Below are 24,162 nucleotides of genomic sequence, written 5' to 3' on the forward strand. Positions count from 1 at the left end.
TTCTGTCGGTTCTGTCGGTGCTCTTCGCTCCGTCTGGACACGACATTAGGAACGGGCCCTATCGACCGGATACCGGCGCACTATCGCCTTGGCCGGGGCGGGCGGCATGCGCTGCCCGCCCCGGTCGCCCCGGGGGCGGAGGTCAGTCGTCGATGCGGTCCAGCACCGTGCCGAGGTCGACGAACTTGAAGCCGGTGGCGGTGCGTTCGCCGTCGTGCGGGGCGTCGTGGCCGTCCTGGACGACCAGCAGGCCGCGCGGGTACTTGGGGCCGAGCGGCTGGTTGAGGGCGGCCGCGCCGTCGCACTCCTCGGAGCCGTCGAGCTCGCGGGAGCGGGCGGTGATCCGCAGGCCCGCCTCGTACTCGTTGTCCTCGTCGGCCTCGCGGTCGTAGAAGGCGAAGGTGTCGTCGCCCTGGCTGGAGGCCATCAGGTAGCCGTCGCCGCCGGGTTCGCCGATCACGGTGAGCCCCTCGACATCGGCGGTCAGGTGGCGGCCTCCGAAGCCCGGGTCGGCGCCGGCGGCGCACTCCTCGGTCTCCTCGTCGTACACGGCCGGAACGCCGTACTCGCGGACCCGGTCCATGAGTTCGGGGCGTCCGGTGAGGTCGGCGCGGACCCGCCAGATGCCGACGTCCTCCTGGCCGGCGTAGAGCACGCCGTTGGCCGGGTCGATCACCATGCCCTCGACCTGCGGCCGTTCGCCGGGTTCGCCGCAGGGCGTCCAGGAGGCCCCTCCGGGCATGCGGAACGAGGACGGCAGGTCCAGCGTGCGGACCTGGCGGTAGCCGACCGTGCCGCCCGGGCCGGCGAGGAGTTCGAGGAGCGCGACGCGGGTCTCGTGCCGACGGCTGACCACCGCGTACGAGCGCCCGGTCGCGGGGTCGGTCCAGGTGGCCAGGCCGTAGGCGGTCCGCTGCTCGTTGATCTCGGCCTGGTCGGCGGAGAAGACGGGGCGGGCGGCCGGGTCGGTGACGTCGGTCAGCGGGCCCTGCGGCCGGTTGCGGTCGATCCGGTAGAAGCGGAGCCGGTCGTTGCCCCGGTCGGTGACCACCGCGATGTCCGCCCGGCCGGAGGTCAGGCGCATGCCGTGGACGAGGTCGACGTTGTTGAACCGCCCGGGCGCGTCCTCCGCTCCGGGCCCGGCCGGGGCGGGCAGGGACTGGACCTCCTTGGCGTCGAGGTCGTAGACGCGCAGACCGCCCTCCTTGGCGGTGGCCACGACGAGGCTGCGCGCGGGGTCGGTGCGGTTGCGCCAGATCGCGGGGTCGTCGGCGTTGGCGTTGCCGCCCTCCTCGTCGTCGAACAGCGGCGCGGTCTGGGCGGTGGGGGTCACCGTGGGCAGGGCGCGGGCCGGACGGCCCTTCGCTCCGGCGGGCCCGGGCTGGGCCGCGGCCGGGGCCGGGGCGGTGACGGCGGTGACGAGGAGCACCGCGGCCGCGCTCAGGGTGAGCGCGGCCGGCTTGGTGCGGCGGTTCAGGGCCACGAGGACTCCAACATCAGGGCCATGACAAGTCAGGGCCTTGGGGGGTGGACGCGCAGAGCCTCGGACCGCCGGATGACATCCGGCGGGTCACCCGGCGAAGGTCCGATGTGCGCCGGGTGAACTCGGCACTCCGGGCGCGAACCCCCTTTCAACACGGGGAAGATGATCAACCATCAAGAGTTGCCGCACGGCCGGACGGCGCTGATCACGTAGCCACGGACGGCACCACCGCCGGGACCTCCGTCCAGGACGGCTCACGCCGGACCGACGAGGAATCTCCGGCTCGGGACACTAGGAGCGGGTCCAGCGCTGGGACGCCTCGCCGGCACAGGAGGCGGTGACCAGGTCGCCGGTCATGCCCAGGTCGAGGCAGCCGCCGCCGTACAGGCTGCGGAGGCTCCCACCGGAACCCGTACGCCACAGGCGGCCCACGTCCTGGGCGCAGTCGCCCACGAAGACGGCCTGGCCGAGCCCGTTGGAGTACAGGCACTGCCCGGTCTGCTGGTTGGCCAGCTTGAACGTACCGTCCGGCCGGCTCCGCACGGTCCACCGTGCGGTCGAGTCCCCGCAGTCCCCCGCCGCCGAGGCGCCGAAGACCTGGGTGATGCACCGGCCGTTGTCGCCGTTGCGGTAGCGGGAGGTGCCCGAGGCGGGGGGCGGGGTGGCCGGGGGCTTGGTGGTCGGCTTGGGCGTGGACGTTCCGCCGCCGGGGGTGCCGCCGCCGGGAGTGCCGGATCCGGTCGTGCTGCCGGAGCCACCGGAGGCCGCGGCACCGCCGGGACCGGTGCCCGCCGTGCCGCCGTCCTGCCCGCCGGCCGCCGCTCCCCCGACGGCGTTCTGCTGCGGACCCGTCCCGCCCGGGCCACCCGGACCGCCCGCGCCCCCGGGGCCGTTGCCGGCCGTGGTGCCGGACGGTGCGGTGGGAGCGGGGTTCGACGGGCTGCCGCCCGAGGCCGGTGCCGTCGGTGCGGAGCCCGGCGCCGCGACCGAGACGGAGACCGAGACGGACGGGGACGCCTGTCCCCCGGCCTGCGGCGTCGACGCGAACGGCAGGTTCTGGAGGACGAGCGTCGTGCTGCCCGCGACCACGACCACGGGGACGACGGCGAGCACGACCCGAGTGCGGCGGCTGCGTCGCGGCCCCGCGGGCCGCTCCGGCGGCACCTGCACCTGCACCGGCGGTGCCGACTGCCCGGGCGGGTCCGCGGGCTGCGGCCGCTCCGGCTGATCCGCACCCGGAGCCGCTGCCGGACCCGGCTCCTCCCCCGCCTTCGCCTGCGCCTCGCCGCCCGTGAGCGGGACCGTCGGCACGTCGGCCTCCTGCACGTCCGCGGCGAAGGCGGCCCGCTCGGCCAGCCGCTCTGCGATGACCGCCGGCCACTGCGGACCCGCACCGCCCGGGGAGGTGCGCTCCGAGGCGCGGCCGAGGAGTGCGGCGGCGGTGGGGCGGGCGTCGGGGTCCTTGTCCAGGCAGGCCGCGACCAGCTCGGCGAGCTCCGGGTCCAGCGCCCGCAGCGGTTCCAGATCGGGCTCCTCGTGGACGATGCGGTAGAGGACCCCGTGCCCCGACTCGTCACCGAACGGCGGCCGGCCGCAGGCGGCGTACGCGAGCAGCGAGCCCAGCGTAAACACGTCGGTGGCGCCGCTCACTCCCCGCGAGCCCGAGGCCTGTTCGGGTGCCATGTAGGCGGGTGTGCCCACCACCATGCCGGTCCGGGTCAGCCGGCTCTGCTCGGCCGCCCTGGCGATGCCGAAGTCGATGAGGACCAGGCCGTCGAGCGTCAGCATCACGTTGGAGGGCTTCAGGTCGCGGTGCACCATGTCCAGGGCGTGCACGGGTGCCAGGCTCGCCGCCGCCTCCCGCAGGAGCAGCCACAGGGCGCTCCCCGGCAGGGGGCCGCCGTGGACGTCCACCGCCTCCCGCAGGGTGAGGCCGGGCACGTAGGCGGTGGCGAACCACGGGGGCCGCGCGGTGCGGTCGCCGGCCAGCAGCGGCGCGGTGCTTTCCGCGGGCAGCCGGGCGAGGTTGTCGAGCTCGTGTCCGAACCGGCGCAGGAAGTCCGCGTCCTCTCCGACGACCGAGGCGAGCAACTGCTTGACGGCGACGTACCGGCCCTCGTGGACCCCGAGGTACACCCGCCCCATGCCGCCGGCGCCGAGCCGGCCCACCAGCGGAATCGGCCCGATACGGCGCGGGTCCTCCGCCTCCAGCGGCTCGGCCCCGCTCCCCCTCAGCTCTGACACGTCGGTAACCCCACCATCGAAACTGGAATCATTTTCCGGAATCTACCGCATGGGTCAGCCTGAACAGCCCGCGCATGAGCGGGAGTTCGGAGGACCAGGTGGCCGATCCCTCCCGCCTCCTGCACGAGCCGGCTCCGAGGCCCGCGCACGGCGCTCCCGTCGGCGGCCGTGGCGTACCGTAACGGTCCGTGACCGGGTCCCGGTGGGGCGGTCCGGGCCGTCGAGGGCGCCGAGAAGCCGATCCCCAGGCCCGGAGCCGACTCGCCGCGGACCCGCTGCCGGTTCCGGGCGGGCCACGATGGCCCGGCGGGCCCGGGAGTGGGACGCTGTAGGCGGGGGCGGACCGAGGAGACCCGGGAGGGCCGACATGGGCCGTGACGTTCCGGCGCTGGTGTTCACCCGTGACGATCGACGCCGGTTCCGGAACAAGATGCACACGTGCCTCGACGTGTTCACGCGGATGCTGCGGGAGTCCCGGTTCGAGTTCGAGCGGCCGCAGGTCGGTCTGGAGATCGAACTGAACCTCGTGGACCCCGTCGGCGAACCCGCCATGCGCAGCACGGACGTCCTGCAGGCGATCGCGGATCCCTCCTGGTCGAGCGAGCTGGGCCGGTTCAACCTGGAGATCAACATCGCGCCGCGGCGGCTGACCGCGGGCGGACCCGACTCCTGGGAGCAGGAGATCCGGGACGCGCTGAACCACGCCGAGGAGAAGGCTGCGGCGATCGGCGCCCACCTGGTCATGGTCGGGATCCTGCCGACGCTGGAGCCGGCCGACGTCGGGCCGGAGTCACTGTCGGAGAACCCGCGGTACCACCTGCTGAACGAGCAGATCTTCGCCGCGCGGGGCGAGGACCTGCTGATCTCGGTGGACGGGGTGGAGCGCCTGGAGATGTACGCGGAGACCATCACGCCCGAGGCGGCGTGCACCAGCACCCAGTTCCACCTCCAGGTCTCGCCGGAGGATTTCGCGGACTACTGGAACGCGGCCCAGGCCGTCGCCGGGGTGCAGGTGGCCCTGGCGGCGAACTCTCCGTTCCTGTTCGGCAAGGAGCTGTGGCGCGAGACGCGCATCCCGCTGTTCGAGCAGACCACGGACACCCGGCCGGACGAGATCAAGGTGCAGGGCGTGCGGCCCCGGGTGTGGTTCGGCGAGCGGTGGATCAACAGCGTCTTCGACCTCTTCGAGGAGAACGTGCGGTACTTCCCCGCCCTGCTGCCGCTGTGCGACGAGGAGGACCCGCAGGAGGTGCTGGACCGCGGCGGCACTCCCTCACTGGCGGAGCTGACCCTCCACAACGGCACGGTCTACCGCTGGAACCGCCCCGTCTACGCCGTGGTCGACGGCGTGCCGCACCTGCGGGTGGAGAACCGCGTGCTGCCCGCCGGCCCCACGGTGGCCGACGTACTGTCGAACGGCGCCTTCTACTACGGGCTGACCCGCGCCCTGGTGGACGAGGACCGGCCGGTGTGGTCGCGGATGTCGTTCTCGGCCGCGGAGGACAACCTGCACACCGCGGCACGCCACGGGATCGACGCGCACCTGTACTGGCCGGGCATGGGCCAGCTTCCGGTGACCGAGCTGGTGCTGCGCCGCCTGCTGCCGCTGGCGCACCGCGGACTGGAGGCGTCCGGCATGGACGCGGCCTGGCGGGAGCCGCTGCTGGGCATCATCGAGCAGCGGTGCGTGAGCGGCCGCAACGGCGCGGTGTGGCAGTCGGAGGTGTTCCACCACATCCACGACATCCGCCATGCGGACCGGCACGAGGCACTGCGGCGGATGACCCAGCAGTACATCGGCTACATGCACTTGAACGCTCCGGCGCACACGTGGCCGGTCGACTGACCGTCACACCGACCGTCACTTCCTCGATGCCGCAGCCCGCGCGCCTCCGCCGGGTTCGATCACCATGGCCGGAAACGGTAGGGCGGCACGGCCCGGCCGCCCATGCGTGCGGGCACCACCGTCCGGGTCCGGTGCATGGTGGAGGCACACACCGTGGGCACCGCGCACGCCGAGGAGAGACACGTGGCCGTACCGATCATCATCGACTGCGATCCGGGGCACGACGACGCGCTCGCGATCCTGCTGGCGGCCGGTGATCCCGCCGTCGACCTGCTGGCGATCACCACGGTCGCGGGCAACCAGACCGTGGAGAAGACCACGTTCAACGCACGCCGGGTGTGCACGGTGGCGGGTATCACCGGGGTGCCGATCGCGGCGGGCTGCCCGAGGCCCCTCGCCCAGCCGCTGGGCGTCGCCGCCGACGTGCACGGCGAGTCGGGGCTGGACGGCCCGTGGTTCCCGGAGCCGGTGGTGGACGCGGAGCGGGAGCACGCGGTGGAGCTGATGCACCGGATCCTGACCGCGCACCCGGAGCCGGTGACGCTCGTCCCGACCGCTCCGCTGACGAACATCGCCCTGCTGCTGACCCGTTACCCGGAATCCGCGTCCCGCATCCGGGAGATCGTGCTGATGGGCGGCTCCACCGGACGCGGGAACCGCACCCCCGCCGCCGAGTTCAACATCCACACCGACCCGGAGGCCGCGGACATCGTGTTCCGCAGCGGGGTGCCGCTGACCATGTGCGGACTGGACGTCACCCACCAGGCCCTCGCCACGCCCGAGGTGCTGGCCCGCCTGGACGGGCTGGGCACGGACCTCGGGCGGATCTGCGCGGAGCTGATCCGTTTCTTCGCCTCCTCCTACCGCACCCTGTACGGGTTCCCGGCGGCGCCCGTGCACGATCCGGTGGCGGTGGCCCGGGTGATCGATCCGGAGGTCGTACGGTGCGTGGAGACGAACGTGGCGGTGGAGCTGCACGGGGAGCTCACCCGGGGCATGACGGTGGTGGACCTGCACGGACGTACGGGCCGGCCGGCCAACGCGAAGGTGGCGCTGGACCTCCGTCAGGACCTGTTCTGGGACCGGGTGGTGGCGGCGATCGCCGCGCTCGGCCCGGAGGCCGGGGTCCGCTCCCCCTACGGCAGGAGCTGAGCGCGGCGGCCGGAGCGCCCGGGCCGGAGTGCGTGCCGGAGCCCGGGAGGGGACGGTCTCCCGGGCTCCGGTCTGCCTTCCCCGGCACGCGCCGTCGTGCCGGGGAAGGGGCGTGGCGTCCCTGCCCCGCGCTCGCCGCCCGCCCGCTACAGGGGGACGGTGACGAAGGTCCTGCCGGCCTCGTTCTCGACGGCGATCGACTCGACCGCCGAGGGGTCGACCGCGGCGGAGCCGTCCAGCGAAGCGCCCTTGGCCTCGCCGTTGGCGTGGCTGCCCACGACCCAGCCGCCCGCGGTGGTGCGGCTGCCGTCCTTGGCGACCACGACCAGCCGGCAGCGCTCGCCGGGCGGCAGGCCGGTGACGGCGGCGTTGACCTTCACCCAGCGCACGGCGGGGGTCATCCGTACGGTCATCCGGGCGCCGGTGCCGGCGTCGGTGGCGGACCCGACCTTGGTGCCGGCCGGCGGCGTCGCGGGGGTGGCGGGCGCCGTCGAGGGCGGCGGGGGCAGGGCGACGGGCCCGTCCCCGCTGCCGCCGGTGGCGGTGCCGGCCCAGAACACCGCGGCGAGCGCGGCCGCCGCCGCGAGTCCGCCAAGGGCCAGCCGGCGCCGGCCGTCCCGGTTCCGTTCGCCGCGGACCTGCCGCAGGGTCCGCTGGAGCATCAGGTCGCCGCCCTGCGGCGGCCCGTCCAGGAACGCCTCCGGCGGGACTTCGCCGAGGGCCGCCTCCATCTCCCTCAAGGTGGTCACCTCCCGCCGGCACTGCTCGCAGCCCCGCACGTGTTCCTCGATGCGCCGGGCCTCGTCCTCGTCGAGTACCCCGAGGACGTACGGGCCGAGCTGTTCGTTTTCGTGCTGTCCTCCGTGCCGTCCTTCGTGCTGCTGCCGGTTCATGCGACCACCTCCCTGAGTCCGGCGGGGCGTGCGGGGCTGCCCGGTCGGCTGCCGCCTTCCCTGAACGTCTCGCGCAGCGCCTTGAGCGCGTAGTGCGAGCGCGATTTGACCGTACCCGCGGGGATGCCGAGGCGGTCGGCCGCCTCGGCGACGCTGTGCTCCCGGTAGTACAGCTCGGTGAGGACGTCCCGGTGCTCGGGCGACAGCCGGTCGAGCGCCCCGAGGACGGTCATCGCGTCGACGACGGCGTCGGAGTGGTCGGCCTCGACCGGGGGCGTGGCGCCGGTTTCCGCGACCTCGGTGGGCCGGGCCGCCTTGGCCCGGTAACGGTCGGTGATGATGTTGCGGGCCACGGTCAGCAGCCAACCGCGCACCGACCCCTTGCCGTTGACCAGGGCGTCGGAGTGCCGCCAGGCCCGGATGAGGGTCTCCTGGACGATGTCCTCGGCGGCGGCCCGGTCGCCGGTGAGCCGGGTCGCGTAGGCGAGCAGCGCGTTGCCGTGCTCCTCGTACACCGACCTGATCAGTGCTTCGTCGGTCGAGCCCCGCCTGCTCCGGGGCCACAGTGGTCCGGCCATCTCACCCTCTCTCTGCCCGGCGTGCCGCGCGTCTTCCCGTGTGCGCCGCCCGCGTCGTGACCAACACGCGCCGGAGCCCCCGAACGGTTCATGTGGCCCGCGTCACACCGGGGAGAGGGGTGTCCGGCTCAGCAGTGGCGGCCCTCGTTGAGGCAGGCGACCACGGCCGCCATCCGGCTGTCCGTCATCACGTTGACGAACATGGCGTGGTCGGTGAGGGGGCTGTGGCGCTGCTCGGGGAAGGAGTCCAGCGCGATCGGGGTGCCCGGCGGTACGTCGTAGGCGAGCGAGATCCGCAGTTCCGGTACCGGGAAGGTGCCCTGCGGGCAGACTCCGTTCGGGGCGGCGAACCGCAGGTGGGTACGCGTCTCGTTGGCGGTGTCCAGGCCGTTCCAGCAGCCGGGGAAGGCCAGGGTGCGGGTGAGGCGGTCGCCCTCCGGGCAGAGGGGGTACTTGACGGTGGACCGGTCCGGTGCGCCGGAACAGCCCCAGCGGGCCCGCACGTCGGCGGCGCGGCCCGCGGTGAACGCGACGGCGTCGCCGGTCATGGCGCGCAGGAAGCGGGGCATCGGGACGACCTTGCCGACGGGGTTGCCGCGGAATTCGAGGCGGACCTCGGCGGGGAGCAGGATCTCGCCGGAGTTGCCGTGCCCGGCTGCGCGTTCGTGGGGGCGGGTGCCGGGCCGGTCGGTGCGGCGCAGCACCGGCCAGTAGTAGGTGGAGCGGTCGCCGCCCTCGCAGGTGGTGGGGGCGGCGGCGAGTTCGGCGTCGGTGGAGGTCGCGCGGGTGGAGAGGTTGCCGACGTAGGCGTGGGTGTGGTGGGCGCCGCCGGACAGGCCGGGCGAGACGACGAGGTTGTCCTCGTTGTAGTGGGCCTCCTCGTTGCGGCCGCAGTCGACGGTGAACGTGCCGGTGGAGGCGTCGGGTCCGGTGGGCGGGGGGTCTTGGTCCGGGCCGGCGGGTACGTCGGCGGGGTCGGTGAAGTCGGTGAAGTCCTCGTCCGGGGGCGGGGCTCCGGCGGTGGCGTGGTGCGGCGCGCCGTCGCGGGCGGTGCCGAGTGCGGATGCGGTGAGCACCCCGCCCAGCGCCAGGCAGACGAACAGCGCGAGCAGCAGCCGCCGTTCCTTCACGGTCTTCCCGTCCATCCCCATGCGGGTCACGGTCGCCGGTGCCTCCTCCCTCGTCAACCACGCCTCCGGGGCCCGGGGCGGATCGTACCCAGGGGGTGGGGCGTGGGGGCGGTCAGGGTGCGGGGGGCACGGGCCGGCCGGTGGCGGTGAGGTCGGCCGCGTCGGTCCAGGACCCGCCTTGGCCCGTGGGCGGCTCTTCGACGAGGCCGTGGACGTGTCATGCGCTCGGCAACATGCGCGCCACCGGATCCCAATGAAGGGATCTGCTGGAAACCGGCCGGTTTCGCGCAGGATCGCGCACGGTGCCGACGTGTGAGGATGGCCGGAGGGGCTGCGCACGGCGCGCAGCCGCGGAACGGACACGGAAAGCGGGACGGGACCATGAGCGAGAAGGCCCGGAAGCTGTTCGACGCACTCGACCTCAACCACGACGGCGAGCTGACCCGGGCCGAGGTGATCACGGCCTTGCGGGTCAAGGGGCCGACCCTCGCCGCCCAGGGTGACCTGCCCTTCTGGGCGGTCGGGGACGCCGAGAGCTCCTCCGCGCTGTTCGACGCCGCCGACCTGAACGGGGACGCCGTGCTCACGTTCGAGGAGTTCGCCGCACTGGTGGACCGGCGGTTCGGCTGGTAGTCCGGCCGCCCGCGCGTCGGGACGCACCGTGACCGGAAAGGCGCGTACCGTCATCCCCGATGCCGCCGGGGGGTTCCGGGCCCTCCCGGGGTGAGAGAATTTGTGAGACAGCCGAGGCGGATGGGGTTGACAGCCATGTCGACGTCTACCCATGAGGTGTTCGGTGCGCCGTGCTGGGTCAGCCTGATGGCCCGCGATCTGGCCGCATCGGAGAAGTTCTACGGCGAGGTGCTCGGATGGGAATTCCGTCCGACCAGGCTCGGTGAGTCCTTCCGCGTCGCCCTGCTGGAGGGCACGCCGGTGGGCGGGCTCGGGGCCATCGCCGAGCAGCTCGCCGCGCCCGTGGTCTGGACGCCCTACTTCGCCGTGGACGACGCGGACGAGACCACCGCGCGGATCCGGGAGCGCAGCGGCACGGTGGCGGTCGGGCCGCTGACCTTCGGGACCGGCCGCGCCGCACTGGCCGCGGACCGCGAGGGGGCGGTGTTCGGCATCTGGGAGGGCGCGGCCATCCCGGACTGGCACGTCGGCCGGGAGAACGCCCCGGCCTGGCTGGAGCTGCGGACCCGGCAGGCGCTCGACTCCGCGATCTTCTACGGAGAGGTCCTCGACTGGGGATGTGGCCGGGACGGCTGCTGCGAGACCTCCTTCGAGGACGACCACGTGGTGCTCCGCCACAGCGGGCACCCGGTGGCACGGATCCGCGGCGGGGCGCTGGAGGTCGCGCCCGACCCCGCGATCCGGCCGCGCTGGCACGTCAACTTCCGGGTGGCCGATCTGGACAAGGCCGTGAACACGGCGGTGGCGCTGGGCGGCACCCTGGTCACCCGGATGCCCGGCGAGGACGCCCGGCACGCGACCCTGCGGGACCCCGACGGAGCGCTGTTCACCGTCGCGACGACGGTGGACGTGGACCCGTACGACCCGCCGGCGGCGGCGAAGGCCTGAAACGGCCCCCGCGATCCCCGTTCCGCCGTGAGCTGCGGGGTTGTGCGTGTCGCGATCTCAGCGGACACCGGCGTCCGATATTCGGATGAATATGTCCGGCGTGTGAACTCTTTTCAGGGGTGCGGAGGGGTGACGCGCGCGGCGTGACCGTCAACTTCCCAGCTCTTGCCGGGAGTTGATGAAGGCGGCGGCGTGGGGGCCGTTGGGGGTGCGAGGGGGCGGGAGGGGACCGGCAAGGGTTTTCCCCGTATCGGGTTCATCCCGGGTTTGCCTACTGTCTGCCCACCGGCGATCACTTCAGGCCGCGACACCTCTCGCCGGTACACCTCCCACACCGCACCAACCGGTCGCTCCGGCCTGTCCGGAAACGCCCGCGAAGGGAACACCGTGCACGCACCCAGACGGCTCATATCCGTCGTGGCGATGTCCGCCACCCTGCTCGGCGGCACCGTCACCACCTCGATGGCGCTGTCCCGCCCGGCCACCGCGCCGACCGCCGGCACCGCGGTGCCACAGCCCGCCGCTCCGGTCGAGAACCTGATCGTCGGCTACAAGTCCGGTGCCACCGAAGCCAGTTCCAACACCGCCGCCGACGCGGACGCCAAGGCGAAGGGCAAGAAGGCCGGCGAGACCGTGGCCTTCGAGCGCCGCCTCGGCACGGGGGCCGCGCTCGTGGACCTCGGCGGGACCCTGGCCCCGGCCGAAGCGGCCGACGTGATGGCCCAGTTCCGCGCCGACCCGGACGTCGCCTACGTCGAGCCGGACACCCGCGCGTACGCCATGGCCACGCCGAACGACACCGAGTACGCCCAGCAGTGGGACCTCTTCGAGGCCACGGCGGGCATGAACGTCCCGGCGGCCTGGGACACCACCACCGGCACCGGCGTCACCGTCGCCGTCATCGACACCGGCTACGTCGCGCACTCCGACGTCGCCGCCAACATCGTGGCCGGCTACGACTTCATCACCAGCTCCAGCGCCGCCCGCGACGGCAACGGCCGCGACAGCAACCCGGCGGACGAGGGCGACTGGTCCTCCGCCGGCGAGTGCGGCCTCGGTTCCAAGGCGAGCACGTCCTCCTGGCACGGCACGCACGTGGCCGGCACCATCGGCGCCGCCACCAACAACGCCAAGGGCATCGCCGGCATCTCCTACGGCGCCAAGATCCAGCCCGTCCGCGTGCTCGGCAAGTGCGGCGGCGCCACCTCCGACATCGTCGACGCCATCACCTGGGCGTCCGGCGGCTCGGTGCCCGGCGTCCCGGCCAACGCCACCCCGGCCAAGGTCATCAACATGAGCCTCGGCGGGTCCGGCACCTGCGGCACCAGCTACCAGAACGCCATCAACGCGGCCGTGTCCCGCGGCACCACCGTCGTGGTGGCCGCCGGCAACAGCAACGCCGACGCCGCCGGGTTCTCCCCGGCCAGCTGCGGCAACGTCATCAGCGTCGCGGCCAGCAACCGCACCGGCGACCGCTCCTACTACTCCAACTACGGCGCCTCCGTGGACATCGCCGCCCCGGGCGGTGAGACCCGCCGCGCCACCGACACGCCCGGCACCATCACCACCCCCGAGAACGGCATCCTCTCCACGCTGAACTCCGGCACCAGCACCCCGGGCACCGAGAACTACAAGCCGTACCAGGGCACCAGCATGGCCGCCCCGCACATCGCGGGTCTCGCCGCGCTGATGAAGTCGGCCAACTCCGCGCTGAGCCCGGCCCAGATCGAGTCGGCCATCAAGAGCAACGCCCGCCCGCTGGCCGGCACCTGCACCGGCGGTTGCGGCGCCGGCCTCGCCGACGCGGCCACGACGGTCGCCGCGGTCACCGGCCCGGTCACCCCGGCCTACGAGAACACCGCCAACGTGTCCATCCCGGACAACGGCGGTGCCGTCTCCTCCTCCATCACCGTCTCCGGCCGCACCGGCAACGCCCCGGCCGCACTGAAGGTGAACGTCGACATCAAGCACCCCTACCGCGGTGACCTGGTGATCGACCTGGTCGGCCCCGGCGGCGCCGTCAAGCGCCTGCAGAACTCCTCCAGCGACAGCGGCGACAACGTGATCACCACCTTCACCGTCGACGCCTCCGCCTGGACCGCCAACGGGACCTGGCAGCTGCGGGTCCAGGACGTCGCCTCCGCCGACACCGGCTACATCGACGCCTGGAGCCTCGGCTTCTGACCCCCCACCCCCTGATTCACCCCCAGGGCGATTCGGGCCCCACCCCGGACCGCCACCCCCCACAGGTCCGGACCAACTGACCACTGGTCCGGACCAACACCCCCCGCGGGCCTGCCGGACGTCCCATGCCGGCAGGCCCGCGGGTCTTTCCGAACGCCGGCGGGCCGCCGACGGTCCGGCGGCGTTGCGTCGGCGTTGCGGCGGCATTGCGTCGGCGTCGCCGGAGGGAGCGCGGGCAGAGTGCCGGCGGAGTGCGGGCGGGTGCTGACACCCTGTTGAACGTTCATCAACTGCCCGTCGAACATCCACCTGTCGGACTCCGGCTGATTTCTCCGTCACACTCGGGTTCCGCTTCGCCCACGACCTCGTATTCTCGCGCTCACAGGTGCACAGGCAGGGCACAGGAATCCGGGGAGCGAGAGGGTGGTGGCTGTGCGTGGCGGCGACGGGGGGCTCTGAGGCGACCGTCGGACACGGCGAACTGATCGAGGCGGTCGACCGTGCGCTGACCACCCGCGGCCGGGCGATCCTCACCGGGCCCACCGGAGCGGGCAAGAGCACCCTGGCCGGGGTCGTGGCGGACGCCGCCGAACGCCGCGGTCAGACCGTGCTCCGGCTGGCTCCCGAGGCGGTCGACCGGTGCATCCCCGAGGGCTGTGCCGCGGCACTGCTCGCGGCCGTCCCGGACGCGGTCCTGGAGGGCCTGGCCGGGCCGCAGCGGACGGCGATCGCCCAGCTGCGCCGGGAGGCGGACGCGCCGCGGGCCGGACGCGACCACGTCGCGCTGCGGCTGGCGGTGGTGGAGGTGCTGCGCGCCCTGGCCGCCGCCGAACCGGTGCTGCTGGTCGTCGACAACGCGCAGTGGCTGGACGAGGAGAGCGCCGCGCTGCTGCGGTTCGCGCTGCGGCTGACCCCGCCGGAGGTCCGGCTGCTCGCCGCGGAGTGCGCGCCGGGCGGCGCCCCGGTGGCGGAATCCCTGTGCGGGCCGGACACCCCCGTGCTGCGGGTGCCGCCGCTGGGCGCCGACGAGGTGGCCGAGCTCCTGGCGCGGCGCGGCCTGCCGGCCCGGCTGGCCGGCCGGATCCACCAGGCCAGCGGCGGCAACCCGCGGCTGGCCCTGGCCCTGGGGCATTCGCTCGCCGAGGCCGGGGACGGCTGCGCACACCACGCCGACACACTGCCGGTGGCCGGGCCGGCCCGGGCGGTGACCAGGCGGCTGCTCGCGGAGGCTCCGCCCCGGGCCCGCGGCACCCTGCTGCTCGCCGCGCTCGCGGCCCGGCCCACCACGGCGCTGCTGCGGCGGGCCGGGCGGCCCGACGCGGAGGCCGAGCTCGCCGAGGCGGAACGGGCCGCGCTGGTCACGGTGGCGCAGGACGGTGCCGTCGAGTTCACCGCCGGGGCGCTGCCGGCCGCACTGGCCGCGGACGCCGGCTGGCCGGAACGGGCCGCCGGACACGCGGCGCTGGCCGCCGCGGTCGACGACCCGGTGCAGGCGGTACGGCACCGGGCCCTGGCCGTGGACCGGCCGGACGAGGAACTGGCGGCCGAGATCACCGGGGCGGCGGCGGCCTGCCGTCGGCGCGGCAACCGGGCGCTCGCCGCCGAACTGGGCATGCTCGCCGCCGAACGCACCCCGGTGGACCGGCCGCGGGACGAGCTGGCCCGGCTGGTCGCGGCCGCGGAGGACGCGGGCTGGTCCGGGCGCGCCGACCTGGCCCGGCGCGCGGCCGAGGCGGTGCTGGAGCGGGACGCGACCCCCGCCGACCGGGTGCGGGTCCGGCTCGCCGTGATCGACGCCGCCGGGCAGGCGCTGGCCGACCTCGACGAGACCTTCGCCCACGCCACGGCCGACGCGGCCGGCGATCCCGCGCTGCTGGCCGCCGTACGGCTGCGGATGGCCTGGAAGCACAACCTGAGCGACGGCGACCCCGTACGGTCCATGGCCGCGGCGGCGGAGGCCGGGGAGCTCGCGGCGGCCGGCGGGGACCGGGTGGCCGAGGCGATGGCGCTGACCGTACGGGCCCGGATGGGCCGGATCCTGGGCGATCCGGGGGCCGAGGACATCCTCGCGGAGGCGCTCGCGCTGCCCGCGCCGGAGGTGCCGCTGGGGATGCGGAACGCCCCGCAGTACCTGGCGGTGCGGCACGCGCTGTTCGACGACCGGCTGGCGGACGCCCGGGAGCAGCTGATGGTGCTGCTGCCCGCGGTGGAGCGGACCGGCTCCGCGGAGGACGTGTTCGAGGTGCTGCGCAGCATCACCGAGGTGGAGCTGCGCGGCGGCCGGTGCGCGGCGGGCACGGCCTGCGCGCGGCGGGCGCTGCGGCTGACCATCGAGGCGGGGCTGTCACCGGGCCCGGCGTGGTACGTGGCGGCGATGGCGGAGTACACCGGCGGCAGCTTCACCCGGGCCGCCGGGTACGCCCGGCGGGGTGTGCGGGCCTCGGAGGAGGAGCGCGACCAGGTGTTCCTGTCGCGGAGCCTGCACGCGCTGGGGCTGGTGGAGCTGGCCACCGGGGAGACCGTACGGGCGGTGGCCACGCTGCGCCGGGTGGCGGAGCTGGAGGCCGCCCAGCAGGTGGTGGACCCGTCGATCCTGCGCTGGCACGGGGAGTTGGCGGAGGCGCTGGTCGCGGTGGACGCGCCGGGCGAGGCGGAGGCGCTGCTGGGGGCGGTGCGTCCGGTGGCCGTGGAGCTCGGGCGGACGGGCGTGGTGGCGGCCCTGGACCGGGCGCGCGGCCTGCTGCTGTCGGCGGGCGGGGAGGCCGGGGCGGCGGTGGCGCTGCTGGAGGCGACGGCGGAGGCCTTCGACACGCTCGGGCTGCCGTGGGAGCGGGGGCGGACGCTGCTTGCGCTGGGGCGGGTCGAGCGCCGGCGCCGCCGCCGCGCGCCGGCCCGGGCGGCGCTGGAGACCGCGGCGGAGGTGTTCGGGGCGGCGGGGGCCGTGCCCTGGGCCGCGCTGGCGCGGGAGTCGGCGGCCGGCGGGGCCGGACGGGGTGGCACCGGCCGGGCCCGGACCGAACCGGGGCGGGTGGCCGACCCCGGGGCGCTCACCGAGGCCGAGATGCGGCTGGCGGTGCTGGTGAGCCAGGGGGCGAGCAACCAGGAGGCGGCGGCGAAGCTGTTTCTGAGCGTGAAGACGGTGGAGGCGCGGCTGACGCGGATCTACCAGAAGCTGGACGTGCGGTCGCGGGCGCAGCTGGCCACGGCCATGCGCCGGTACTGACGGCCCCGGGACCGGGAGCCGGGTTCCGCCCCGGGTCATCCCGCCGCCGGGCCATCCCGCCGCCCGGCCCCGGGGCACCGGCACACGGGGCCCGGCACCGCGACCCGCGACCCGCGACCCGCACACCGGCCCTATCGGTGGATCGGGTTCGGAAGGCATTCCTTCCAGGCGAAGTGGTAGACGGTGCTGAAGGTGCCGTCGGTGGAGTCCATCGCCATGAAGCTGGTGGTGCTGGTGGTGTCGGAGGTGCCGCCGTTCACCCGGAGTTCGGTGTTGATGTTGAAGTTGCGCTTCTCCCCGCACGGGGCGAACGCGAGGGATTCCACCGGGGTGACGTCGGTGACCTGCCAGTTGCCCTGGAACGGGCCGTGGAAGGTGTGGCTGCGCCGTGAGGTGCCCGACATGCCCTGGAAGTAGTAGCCGGCCTGCTGGACGCCGCTCGCCTGGTCCTGGAGGCTGGCGAAGCCCCGGTAGTCGACCTTGGCGATGGCGTAGGTGTAGCCCTGGGGGACGTTCACGCGCAGGCCCAGCTGGCAGTTCTTGCGGAACTCGGTGGGCTGGGCCCCGAAGCCGATCTGGGCCAGGTACTCGCTGTAGGTGATGGTGAAGGCGGAGTTGTCCGGCGCGACGTCCACGGTCGCGCTGCCGGGCCGGCAGCCCGAGCCGTTGACGGAGGCGAGGTCGATGGTGACCTTGCCTGCGGGGTCGTCGGCGGGCCGGGGCGCGGCCGCCGCGGGGGCGAGGGCGGCTGCTGCGACGAGGGCGGTGGCCGCGCCACCGATGAACACCGATCTGAACACGGGGTGCCTTGCCTTTCGTGCTGTGCGCTGGGGGCCGTACGGACCCTCCGGGCGTACTACAGCATGATGTGACTTATCGTCACGGACCCCATGCCGGACCGCGGACCGCGACCACCCGCATGGCCCCAGCCTCACCCCGGCCTCAGGAGAGCGGGCGGGCGAGGAGGAGGGCCACGTCGTCCTGGGCCGGGGCGACCGGAAGGCGGTCCAGGACCGCGTCGCAGACCTCTTCCAACGGGAGGCCGGGGTGGCCGAGGGCATCGGCGAGCAGGCACATGCCCTCGTCGAGGTCCCGCTGCCGGGACTCGATCAGGCCGTCGGTGTAGAGGGCCAGCAGGCTGCCCGGCGGCAGCGGGACGTGCTCGGACCGGAAGCGGCCGCCGCCGGCGCCCAGCGGCGTGCCGGGCGGGCCCTGCAGGAAGCCGACCCGGCCGCCCGGGGTGACCACGGCCGGCGGCGGGTGCCCGGCCCGGGCGATCTCGGAGCCGCCGGTGGACGGGTCGTGCACGGCGTACACGCAGGTGGCCATCTCGTCCTCGCCGAGCTCGGCCACGATGTCGTCGAGCGACCGGAGCATCCGGTCCGGCGGGACGTCGTGCCGGGCCAGGGTGCGGACGGCGGTGCGCAGCTGCCCCATCACGGCGGCGGCGTGAATGCCGTGGCCCATCACGTCGCCGATGACCAGGCCGGTCCTGCCGCCGGGCAGGCTGATCGCGTCGTACCAGTCACCGCCCACGTCATGGGCGCTGGCCGGCAGGTAGCGGCCGGTGAGGGCGAGTCCGGAGACGTCCGGCAGGGTGCTGTTGGTCAGACTGCGCTGGAGGGTCAGGGCCGCCACCCGCTGGTCCGTGAACATCCGGGCGTTGTCGATGTTGAGGGCGGCGCGGGCCAGGAGTTCGTCGATGAGCAGGCTGTCCTGTTCGTCGAAGGGTTCACGGCTCATCAGCCGGGTGACCACCACCGCGCCGAGCGGCCGGCCCCGGGCGACCAGCGGGATCAGCCGGGCGGAGCCGATCCGGGAGCCGAGGTAGTCGCGCAGGGCCGCGGCGCGGGGTCCGGTGATCAGGGCCGGGATGTCGGCGTGGGTGAGGGACATCGGGCGGCCCTCGGCGATGCCCCGCTCGTACACCGAGCCGCGGGGGATCTGGAAGGTCATCCCCGGCAGCAGCTTCGCGGTGGGCGCGCCGGGGTCGGGAAAGACCGCGGCGAGCCGGCGGACCAGCCCGTGCCGGGCGGCCCCGGCCTCGTCCGGGGCGAGGACCTCCTCCAGGACCTGAACGTCGGCGGAGTCGGCGAGGGCGGGCACCAGGACCTCCACGATCTCCCGGGCGGTCTGCTGGAGGTCCAGGGTGGTGCCGATGCGCGCGCCGGCCTCGGCGAGCAGGGCCAGCCTGTGGCGTCCCCGTTCGGCCTCGATCAGGGCCTGCTGGCCCTCGGTGATGTCGATGAGGGAGGCGATCACGCCGAGCGTACGGCCGGCGTTGTCGCGCAGCGGTGCGTAGGAGCAGGACCAGGTGTGGTCCCGGCCCGGGTCGGCCGGGGTGCGGCCGGTGCGGCGGGTGTCGATGACGGGCGTGCCGCGGTCGAGGGCGCGCTGCATCATCGCCTCCAGGGCGTTGGCGTTGACCCCGGGCACCACCTCGCTGAGCCGCCGGCCCAGGTGGTCGCGGGCGGACACGCCGTTCATCCGGGCCAGGGCCTCGTTGACGCGCAGGAAGCGCAGGTCGGTGCCGAGGGTGGCGAGGCCGATCGGCGACTGGGTGAAGAGGCTCTCCAGCGCGGCGAGGGAATCCCGCATCCGCAGGACCTCGGAGGTCTCCACGGCGATCAGCAGCGCCCCGGAGCGTCCTCCCGAGTCGGTGGCGGGCAGGATCCACATCTCCATGGTCACCGAGTGGCCGTCCCGGTGGCGCACCGACAGGGTGCCGCCGACCGTCTCGCCGGCCTGCACCCGGCGGGTCAGCTCCTCGGCGAGCTCCCGGTTGCCGTCGGGGACCAGCACGGCGGCGGCGGACCGGCCGATCACCTCGGCCGGGGTGTGGCCGAGCAGCTCCTGCGCGGCGAGCGACCACTCGACGACCCGGCCGTCGGCGTCCTCCCGCCACAGGGCGATCGGAAGCAGTTCCTCGAGTACGCCCGCGTACCCCACGCCTCGCTGGGGCTGCTCCGGCGCCTCGCCAGCCCACTGATGTGTGTCCAAGGCAACGACCTCACCCCGAGGGGTACATTTCGTTCAAAACACCCTATCGGAGACCCGTGCGGGTGGCTCTCACAAGGCCCTGACGGGCCCCAGGGGGCAGCATGGAGGAGTGACCGAATCGCCGGAGCCGAGGGGCCTGCTCGACGTCCTCGGCGTGGCCGCCGTGGTACTGGACTCGGAGGGGCGGATCCGGTTCTGGAGCCCCGACGCGGAGCGCCTGTTCGGCTGGAGCGCGGCCGAGGCGCTCGGCAAGTTCGCCGCCCGGCTGCTGGTCCGCGAGGAGCACCGCGAGCTGGTGGTCCGGCTCTTCGCCGACGTGCTGGTGACCGGCGAGAGCTGGGCGGGGGCCTTCCCCGTGCAGCACAAGGACGGATCCACCCGGATGGTGGAATTCCGGAACATGCGGCTGACCGACACCTTCGGTGACCTCTACGCCCTGGGCATCGCCGCCGACCACGCCACCGTCCAGCAGGTGGAGACCGATCTGGCCCTGTCCGAGCGGCTCGTCTCGCAGTCCCCCATCGGGCTGGCGCTGCTCGACACCGACATGCGGTACGTGATGGTCAACCGCGCGCTGGAACGCATCAACGGGATCCCGGCCGAGCAGCACATCGGCCGCCGGATCCGGGACATGCTGCCGTTCCTCGACGTGGACGCCCTGGAGGGGCTGGTCCTGCGGGTGCTGACCACCGGTATGCCGGTCCTGGACGAGTTCACGGTCGGCCGGACCGCTGCCGACCCGGACGAGGACCACGCCTGGTCCGTCTCCTACTACCGGCTGGAGAGCCCGCACGGGCGGGTGCTCGGCGTCGGCATCTCGGTCATCGACGTCACCGAACGGCACCGGTCCACCCTCGCCGCGGACCGGGCCCGGCGGCGGCTGGCGGTCATCGCCGACGCCTCGGCGCGGGTCGGCACCACCCTGGAGGTGGACCGCACGGCCCACGAACTGGCCTCGGTGGTGGTGCCCGACCTCGCCGACATCGCGGCGGTGGACGTACTCGACTCGGCGCTGTCCTGCCGCCGCCCCGGGGCGCCCGAAAGCGGGCCGGAGCTGTTCCGGGCGCTGGCGGTGGAGGCGGCGTACCCGACGGAGGCGCTGGACGCCGCCGACCCGGTCGGCGAGCTCGCCATGTACGGGGAGGACCGGCTGGTCACCCGCTGCGTGCACACCGGCCGGCCGGTGATCGTGCCCCGGGTCGGCACGGACGACCTGGCGCGCATCGCCCGCAGTTCCAAGGCCGCGGAGCAGCTGGAGCGGGCGGGCGTGCACTCGTACCTGGCGGTGCCGCTGATCGCGCGCGGCGAGGTGCTGGGCGCGCTGGACCTCAAGCGGGCCCGCAACCCGCTGCCGTTCGACGAGGACGACGTGCTCACCGCCACCGAGCTCGCCGCGCGCGCCGCCGTCAGCATCGACAACGCCCGCTGGTACCAGAGCGTCCGCAACTCCGCCGTCACCCTGCAGCGCAGCCTGCTGCCCGGCCCTCCCCCGCACCCGCCCGGCCTGGAGGTCGCCTCCCGCTACCGGCCCGCGCACGGCTCCAGCGAGGTGGGCGGCGACTGGTACGACGTGATCCCGCTGGCCGGGGACAAGACCGCGCTCGTGGTCGGGGACGTGATGGGCAGCGGCATCGACGCCGCGGCCACCATGGGCCGGCTGCGGACCGCCACCAACGCCTTCGCGGACCTCGACCTCGATCCGGCGGAGGTCCTCCGGCACCTGGACCGGATCACCGGGGGGCTGGAGCACTACATCGCCACCTGCCTGTACGCCGTCTACGACCCGAGCCGTGGACAGATCCGGATCGCGAACGCCGGTCACCTGCCGCCCGCGCTGCTGCGCATCGGGGGCCGGGCCGGACTGGTGGACCTGCCGACCGGAGCCCCCCTCGGGGTCGGCGGGGTCGCCTTCGAGACCAGCGCGGTGCCCTTCGCCCCCGGTGACCAGCTGGTGCTGTACACCGACGGGCTGGTGGAGACCCGGCACGACCCGATCGACGAGCGGCTGGCGGCCCTGGTCGCCCTGCTGGACGACGCGGACCGGCCGCTGGAGGAGACCTGCGACCTCCTGCTCGACGAGCTGCGGCGGCCCGACGAGACCGACGACGTGGCCCTCTTGATCGCCCGGAGCCGGCCGTGAGTCCCCGGGCGTGGGCGCGCAGCATGTCCGGTCAGGTGTTCGCCCTGATGGCGGTGATCGTGCTGCTGCTGGTGACGACCGCCCTGCTGGCGCTGATCCTGCAGGCCCGCAGCGACAGCGAGCGCGAGGCCCGGCGCCAGTCGCTGGCCGCCGCGGAGGCGTTCGCGCACGCCCCGGGGATCGACCGGGCCCTGCTCTCCTCCGATCCGACGGACCTGCTGCAGGCCCGGGCGGAGGCGGCCCGCAAGGCCTCCGGGGTGGACTTCATCGCCGTCATGAGCCCCACCGGAATCCGGTACACCGATCCGCGGCCGGAGCTCATCGGCGTCCGGGCCACCGGAGTCGAGCGGGCCACGTCCGGCACCTCCTTCACCGAGGTCTTCCACGGCCAGCCCAGTGACGCGGTCCGGGCCGTGGTCCCGGTGCGCGGCCCCGACGGAAAGGTGGTCGGGCTGGTCGGCACCGGCATCGAGATCCAGAACGTCGGCGACGTGGTCGAGGACCAGCTGCCGCTGCTGCTCGGCGCGGCCGCGGGCGCGCTGATCGTCGGCACGGCCGGAACGGCGTTCGTCAGCAGACGGCTGCGGCGGCAGACCCGCGGCATGGGGCCGATCGAGCTGAACCGGATGAACGAGCACCACGAGGCGGTGCTGCACGCGGTCCGCGAGGGCGTGCTGATCATCGCCGCCGACCGGCGGCTGCTGCTCGCCAACGACGAGGCGCGGCGGCTGCTGGACCTGCCGGCGGACGCCGAGCAGCGGCCGGTGGACCAGGTGGGCCTGCCGCCGGCCATCGGCGGGCTGCTGGCCTCCGGGCGGACCGCGACGGACGAGGTGCACCTGGCCGGGGACCGGCTGCTGGCGGTCAACGTGCGGCCCACCCAGCCCTTCCCCGGCGAGCCGACCGGGACGGTGGCCACCCTGCGCGACTCCACCGAGCTGGCCGCGCTGGCGGGCCGGTCCGAGGTGGCCCGGAGCCGGCTTCAGCTGCTGTACGACGCCGGGGTGCGGATCGGCACCACCCTGGACGTCGTACGGACCGCGGAGGAGCTGTCGGAGGTGGCGGTGCCGCGGTTCGCGGACTTCGTCACGGTGGAGCTGCTGGACCCGGTGCTGCGCGGCGAGGAGCCCTCCGGGGTGCACACGGAGATGCGGCGGACCGCGTTGTGCGGGGTGCGGCCGGATCCCCCGCTGCAGCCGGTGGGCGACCTGATCCGGTTCGTGGTGCCGACCACGCCGATGGCGGCGGCCCTGGAAACCGGGCGGGCGGTGCTGGAGGCGGACCTGACCACCGCTCCCGCCTGGAAGGCGCAGGACCCCCCGGGCGCCGCGCAGGCCCTGGAGTACGGGATCCATTCGCTCATCGCGGTGCCCCTGCAGGCCCGCGGGGTGGTGCTGGGGATGGCGAACTTCTGGCGGGCCGACACCCCGGAGGCCTTCGTGGAGGAGGACCTGTCCTTCGCCGAGGAGCTGGCCGCCCGGGCGGGCGTGTCCATCGACAACGCGCGCCGGTTCACCCGGGAGCACACCATGGCGGTGACCCTGCAGCGGAGCCTGCTGCCGAGGGTGCTGCCGGAGCAGAACGCGGTGGAGGTGGCGTACCGGTACCTGCCGGCGAAGGCCGGGGTGGGCGGGGACTGGTTCGACGTGATCCCGCTGCCGGGGGCGCGGGTGGCACTGGTGGTGGGCGATGTCGTGGGGCACGGGCTGCACGCGGCGGCCACGATGGGCCGGCTGCGGACCGCGGTGCACAACTTCTCCACCCTGGACCTGCCGCCCGACGAGCTGCTGGGGCACCTCGACGAGCTGGTCGGGCGGATCGACATGGACCAGGCGGAGTCCCGGGAGGGACCCGGCATCACCGGCGCCACCTGCCTCTACGCCGTCTACGACCCGGCGTCCGGGCAGTGCGCGGTCGCCCGGGCCGGGCACCCCGGGCCGGCGCTGGTGGACCCGGACGGGCGGGTGGAGTTCCCGGAGGTGCCGGCCGGGCTGCCGCTGGGGCTGGGCGGGATGCCCTACGAATCGGCGGTGCTGGAGCTGGCGGAGGCGAGCCGGCTGGTGCTGTTCACCGACGGGCTGCTGGAGGACCGGGACCGCGATCTGGAGAGCGGGCTGGGGCTGCTGCGCGGGGCGCTGGCCCGGCCGGGCCGCACGCCCGAGCAGACCTGTGTGGACGTGCTGGACGCGCTGCTGTTCCCGGCGCCGAGTGACGACATCGCGCTGCTGGTGGCCGGGACCCGGATGCTGACCTCGGACCAGGTCGCGGAGTGGGACGTGCCGGCGGACCCGGCGGAGGTGTCGCGGGCGCGGAACGCGGCCTCGGCCAAACTCTCCGAGTGGGGGCTGGAGGAGGTCTCGTTCACCTCGGAGCTGATCCTCAGCGAGCTGATCACGAACGCGATCCGGTACGGCGGCGAGCCGATCAAGGTGCGGCTGCTCCGGGAGCGGGTGCTGACCTGCGAGGTCTGGGACAGCAGCAGTACGGCACCGCACCTGCGGTACGCGGCGAGCACCGACGAGGGCGGGCGCGGGCTGTTCCTGGTGGCGCAGATGGCGGAGCGGTGGGGCACGCGGTACACGGGGCGGGGGAAGGTCATCTGGGCGGAGCTCTCCCTGTCCGGCGGCGGCGCCGCCGCGGTTCCGATCGTCCCGGGCCTGGCCGGCCTGGGCCTCGACGACCTGGAGGACCTCGCCTGGTGACCCGGG

15 protein-coding genes are annotated in these 24,162 nt (G+C 74.3%); 8 read left to right on the forward strand and 7 right to left on the reverse strand.

Going from position 1 to position 24,162, the window contains the following annotated elements:
- Nucleotides 1-142 precede the first annotated feature (142 nt).
- Both AC067U_RS26735 and AC067U_RS26740 read right to left on the reverse strand, forming a co-directional pair.
- Nucleotides 143-1,483, reverse strand: coding sequence for a phytase (locus AC067U_RS26735; RefSeq protein WP_478832315.1), 1,341 nt, complete (start codon nucleotides 1,481-1,483; stop codon nucleotides 143-145).
- A 291-nt stretch (nucleotides 1,484-1,774) separates the two neighbouring features.
- Nucleotides 1,775-3,727: a protein kinase domain-containing protein gene (locus AC067U_RS26740; RefSeq protein ID WP_478832316.1), complete on the reverse strand. Its 1,953-nt coding sequence runs from the start codon at nucleotides 3,725-3,727 to the stop codon at nucleotides 1,775-1,777.
- A 367-nt stretch (nucleotides 3,728-4,094) separates the two neighbouring features.
- Between AC067U_RS26740 and AC067U_RS26745 the strand changes: the two genes are divergently transcribed.
- Together AC067U_RS26745 and AC067U_RS26750 are read left to right on the forward strand one after the other, a co-directional pair.
- Complete coding sequence (locus AC067U_RS26745) at nucleotides 4,095-5,573, forward strand: glutamate-cysteine ligase family protein (RefSeq protein WP_478832317.1); 1,479 nt, start codon at nucleotides 4,095-4,097, stop codon at nucleotides 5,571-5,573.
- Between the two features lie 183 nt (nucleotides 5,574-5,756).
- On the forward strand, nucleotides 5,757-6,725 hold the full coding sequence (locus AC067U_RS26750; RefSeq protein ID WP_478832318.1) for a nucleoside hydrolase: 969 nt from the start codon (nucleotides 5,757-5,759) through the stop codon (nucleotides 6,723-6,725).
- A 146-nt stretch (nucleotides 6,726-6,871) separates the two neighbouring features.
- Here AC067U_RS26750 and AC067U_RS26755 read toward each other — a convergent pair whose 3' ends face one another.
- The 3 genes from AC067U_RS26755 to AC067U_RS26765 all read right to left on the reverse strand — a co-directional run bounded on the left by AC067U_RS26755 (nucleotide 6,872) and on the right by AC067U_RS26765 (nucleotide 9,347).
- Nucleotides 6,872-7,618, reverse strand: a complete 747-nt coding sequence (locus AC067U_RS26755; protein WP_478832319.1) for an anti-sigma factor family protein — start codon at nucleotides 7,616-7,618, stop codon at nucleotides 6,872-6,874.
- The gene (locus tag AC067U_RS26760) at nucleotides 7,615-8,196 is read right to left on the reverse strand and encodes a sigma-70 family RNA polymerase sigma factor (protein ID WP_478832320.1); all 582 of its coding nucleotides are present in this window, start codon (nucleotides 8,194-8,196) and stop codon (nucleotides 7,615-7,617) included. Before AC067U_RS26760 ends, AC067U_RS26755 begins: the two co-directional genes overlap by 4 nt.
- Before the next feature lie 128 nt (nucleotides 8,197-8,324).
- The gene (locus AC067U_RS26765) at nucleotides 8,325-9,347 is read right to left on the reverse strand and encodes a DUF1996 domain-containing protein (RefSeq protein WP_478832414.1); all 1,023 of its coding nucleotides are present in this window, start codon (nucleotides 9,345-9,347) and stop codon (nucleotides 8,325-8,327) included.
- Nucleotides 9,348-9,707: 360 nt separating this feature from the next.
- Between AC067U_RS26765 and AC067U_RS26770 the strand changes: the two genes are divergently transcribed.
- The 4 genes from AC067U_RS26770 (at nucleotide 9,708) to AC067U_RS26785 (ending at nucleotide 16,314) form a co-directional block, all read left to right on the forward strand.
- Nucleotides 9,708-9,959, forward strand: coding sequence for an EF-hand domain-containing protein (locus AC067U_RS26770; protein WP_478832321.1), 252 nt, complete (start codon nucleotides 9,708-9,710; stop codon nucleotides 9,957-9,959).
- A gap of 135 nt (nucleotides 9,960-10,094) precedes the next feature.
- Complete coding sequence (locus AC067U_RS26775) at nucleotides 10,095-10,907, forward strand: VOC family protein (RefSeq protein ID WP_478832322.1); 813 nt, start codon at nucleotides 10,095-10,097, stop codon at nucleotides 10,905-10,907.
- A gap of 423 nt (nucleotides 10,908-11,330) precedes the next feature.
- Nucleotides 11,331-13,091, forward strand: a complete 1,761-nt coding sequence (locus AC067U_RS26780; RefSeq protein WP_478832415.1) for a S8 family serine peptidase — start codon at nucleotides 11,331-11,333, stop codon at nucleotides 13,089-13,091.
- A gap of 436 nt (nucleotides 13,092-13,527) precedes the next feature.
- Complete coding sequence (locus AC067U_RS26785; RefSeq protein ID WP_478832323.1) at nucleotides 13,528-16,314, forward strand: helix-turn-helix transcriptional regulator; 2,787 nt, start codon at nucleotides 13,528-13,530, stop codon at nucleotides 16,312-16,314.
- Nucleotides 16,315-16,445: 131 nt separating this feature from the next.
- Here the strand turns inward: AC067U_RS26785 and AC067U_RS26790 are convergent, their stop codons facing one another.
- Nucleotides 16,446-17,114, reverse strand: coding sequence for a DUF4360 domain-containing protein (locus AC067U_RS26790; RefSeq protein ID WP_478832324.1), 669 nt, complete (start codon nucleotides 17,112-17,114; stop codon nucleotides 16,446-16,448).
- 142 nt (nucleotides 17,115-17,256) lie between these two features.
- A complete protein-coding gene (locus AC067U_RS26795; protein ID WP_478832325.1) occupies nucleotides 17,257-19,314 on the reverse strand; it encodes a SpoIIE family protein phosphatase in 2,058 nt (685 codons plus the stop codon).
- 109 nt (nucleotides 19,315-19,423) lie between these two features.
- Between AC067U_RS26795 and AC067U_RS26800 the strand changes: the two genes are divergently transcribed.
- Both AC067U_RS26800 and AC067U_RS26805 read left to right on the forward strand, forming a co-directional pair.
- Entirely contained in the window at nucleotides 19,424-21,454 is a 2,031-nt protein-coding gene (locus tag AC067U_RS26800) for a SpoIIE family protein phosphatase (protein ID WP_478832326.1), read from the forward strand.
- 23 nt (nucleotides 21,455-21,477) lie between these two features.
- Nucleotides 21,478-24,156 (forward strand): SpoIIE family protein phosphatase, encoded by a 2,679-nt coding sequence (locus AC067U_RS26805; RefSeq protein WP_478832327.1) that lies wholly within the window; start codon nucleotides 21,478-21,480, stop codon nucleotides 24,154-24,156.
- Nucleotides 24,157-24,162: the final 6 nt, after the last annotated feature.

The sequence above is a fragment of the Streptomyces sp. NPDC043853 genome, assembly GCF_056436025.1.

Excerpts from the sequence above, each read along its gene's own strand:
- AC067U_RS26775 (WP_478832322.1), top strand. The coding sequence starts at position 10,095 with ATGTCGACGTCTACCCATGAGGTGTTCGGTGCGCCGTGCTGGGTCAGC.
- AC067U_RS26745 (WP_478832317.1), top strand. The coding sequence starts at position 4,095 with ATGGGCCGTGACGTTCCGGCGCTGGTGTTCACCCGTGACGATCGACGC.
- AC067U_RS26770 (WP_478832321.1), top strand. The coding sequence starts at position 9,708 with ATGAGCGAGAAGGCCCGGAAGCTGTTCGACGCACTCGACCTCAACCAC.
- AC067U_RS26755 (WP_478832319.1), bottom strand. The coding sequence starts at position 7,618 with ATGAACCGGCAGCAGCACGAAGGACGGCACGGAGGACAGCACGAAAAC.
- AC067U_RS26765 (WP_478832414.1), bottom strand. The coding sequence starts at position 9,347 with ATGGGGATGGACGGGAAGACCGTGAAGGAACGGCGGCTGCTGCTCGCG.
- AC067U_RS26805 (WP_478832327.1), top strand. The coding sequence starts at position 21,478 with ATGTCCGGTCAGGTGTTCGCCCTGATGGCGGTGATCGTGCTGCTGCTG.
- AC067U_RS26780 (WP_478832415.1), top strand. The coding sequence starts at position 11,331 with ATGTCCGCCACCCTGCTCGGCGGCACCGTCACCACCTCGATGGCGCTG.
- AC067U_RS26760 (WP_478832320.1), bottom strand. The coding sequence starts at position 8,196 with ATGGCCGGACCACTGTGGCCCCGGAGCAGGCGGGGCTCGACCGACGAA.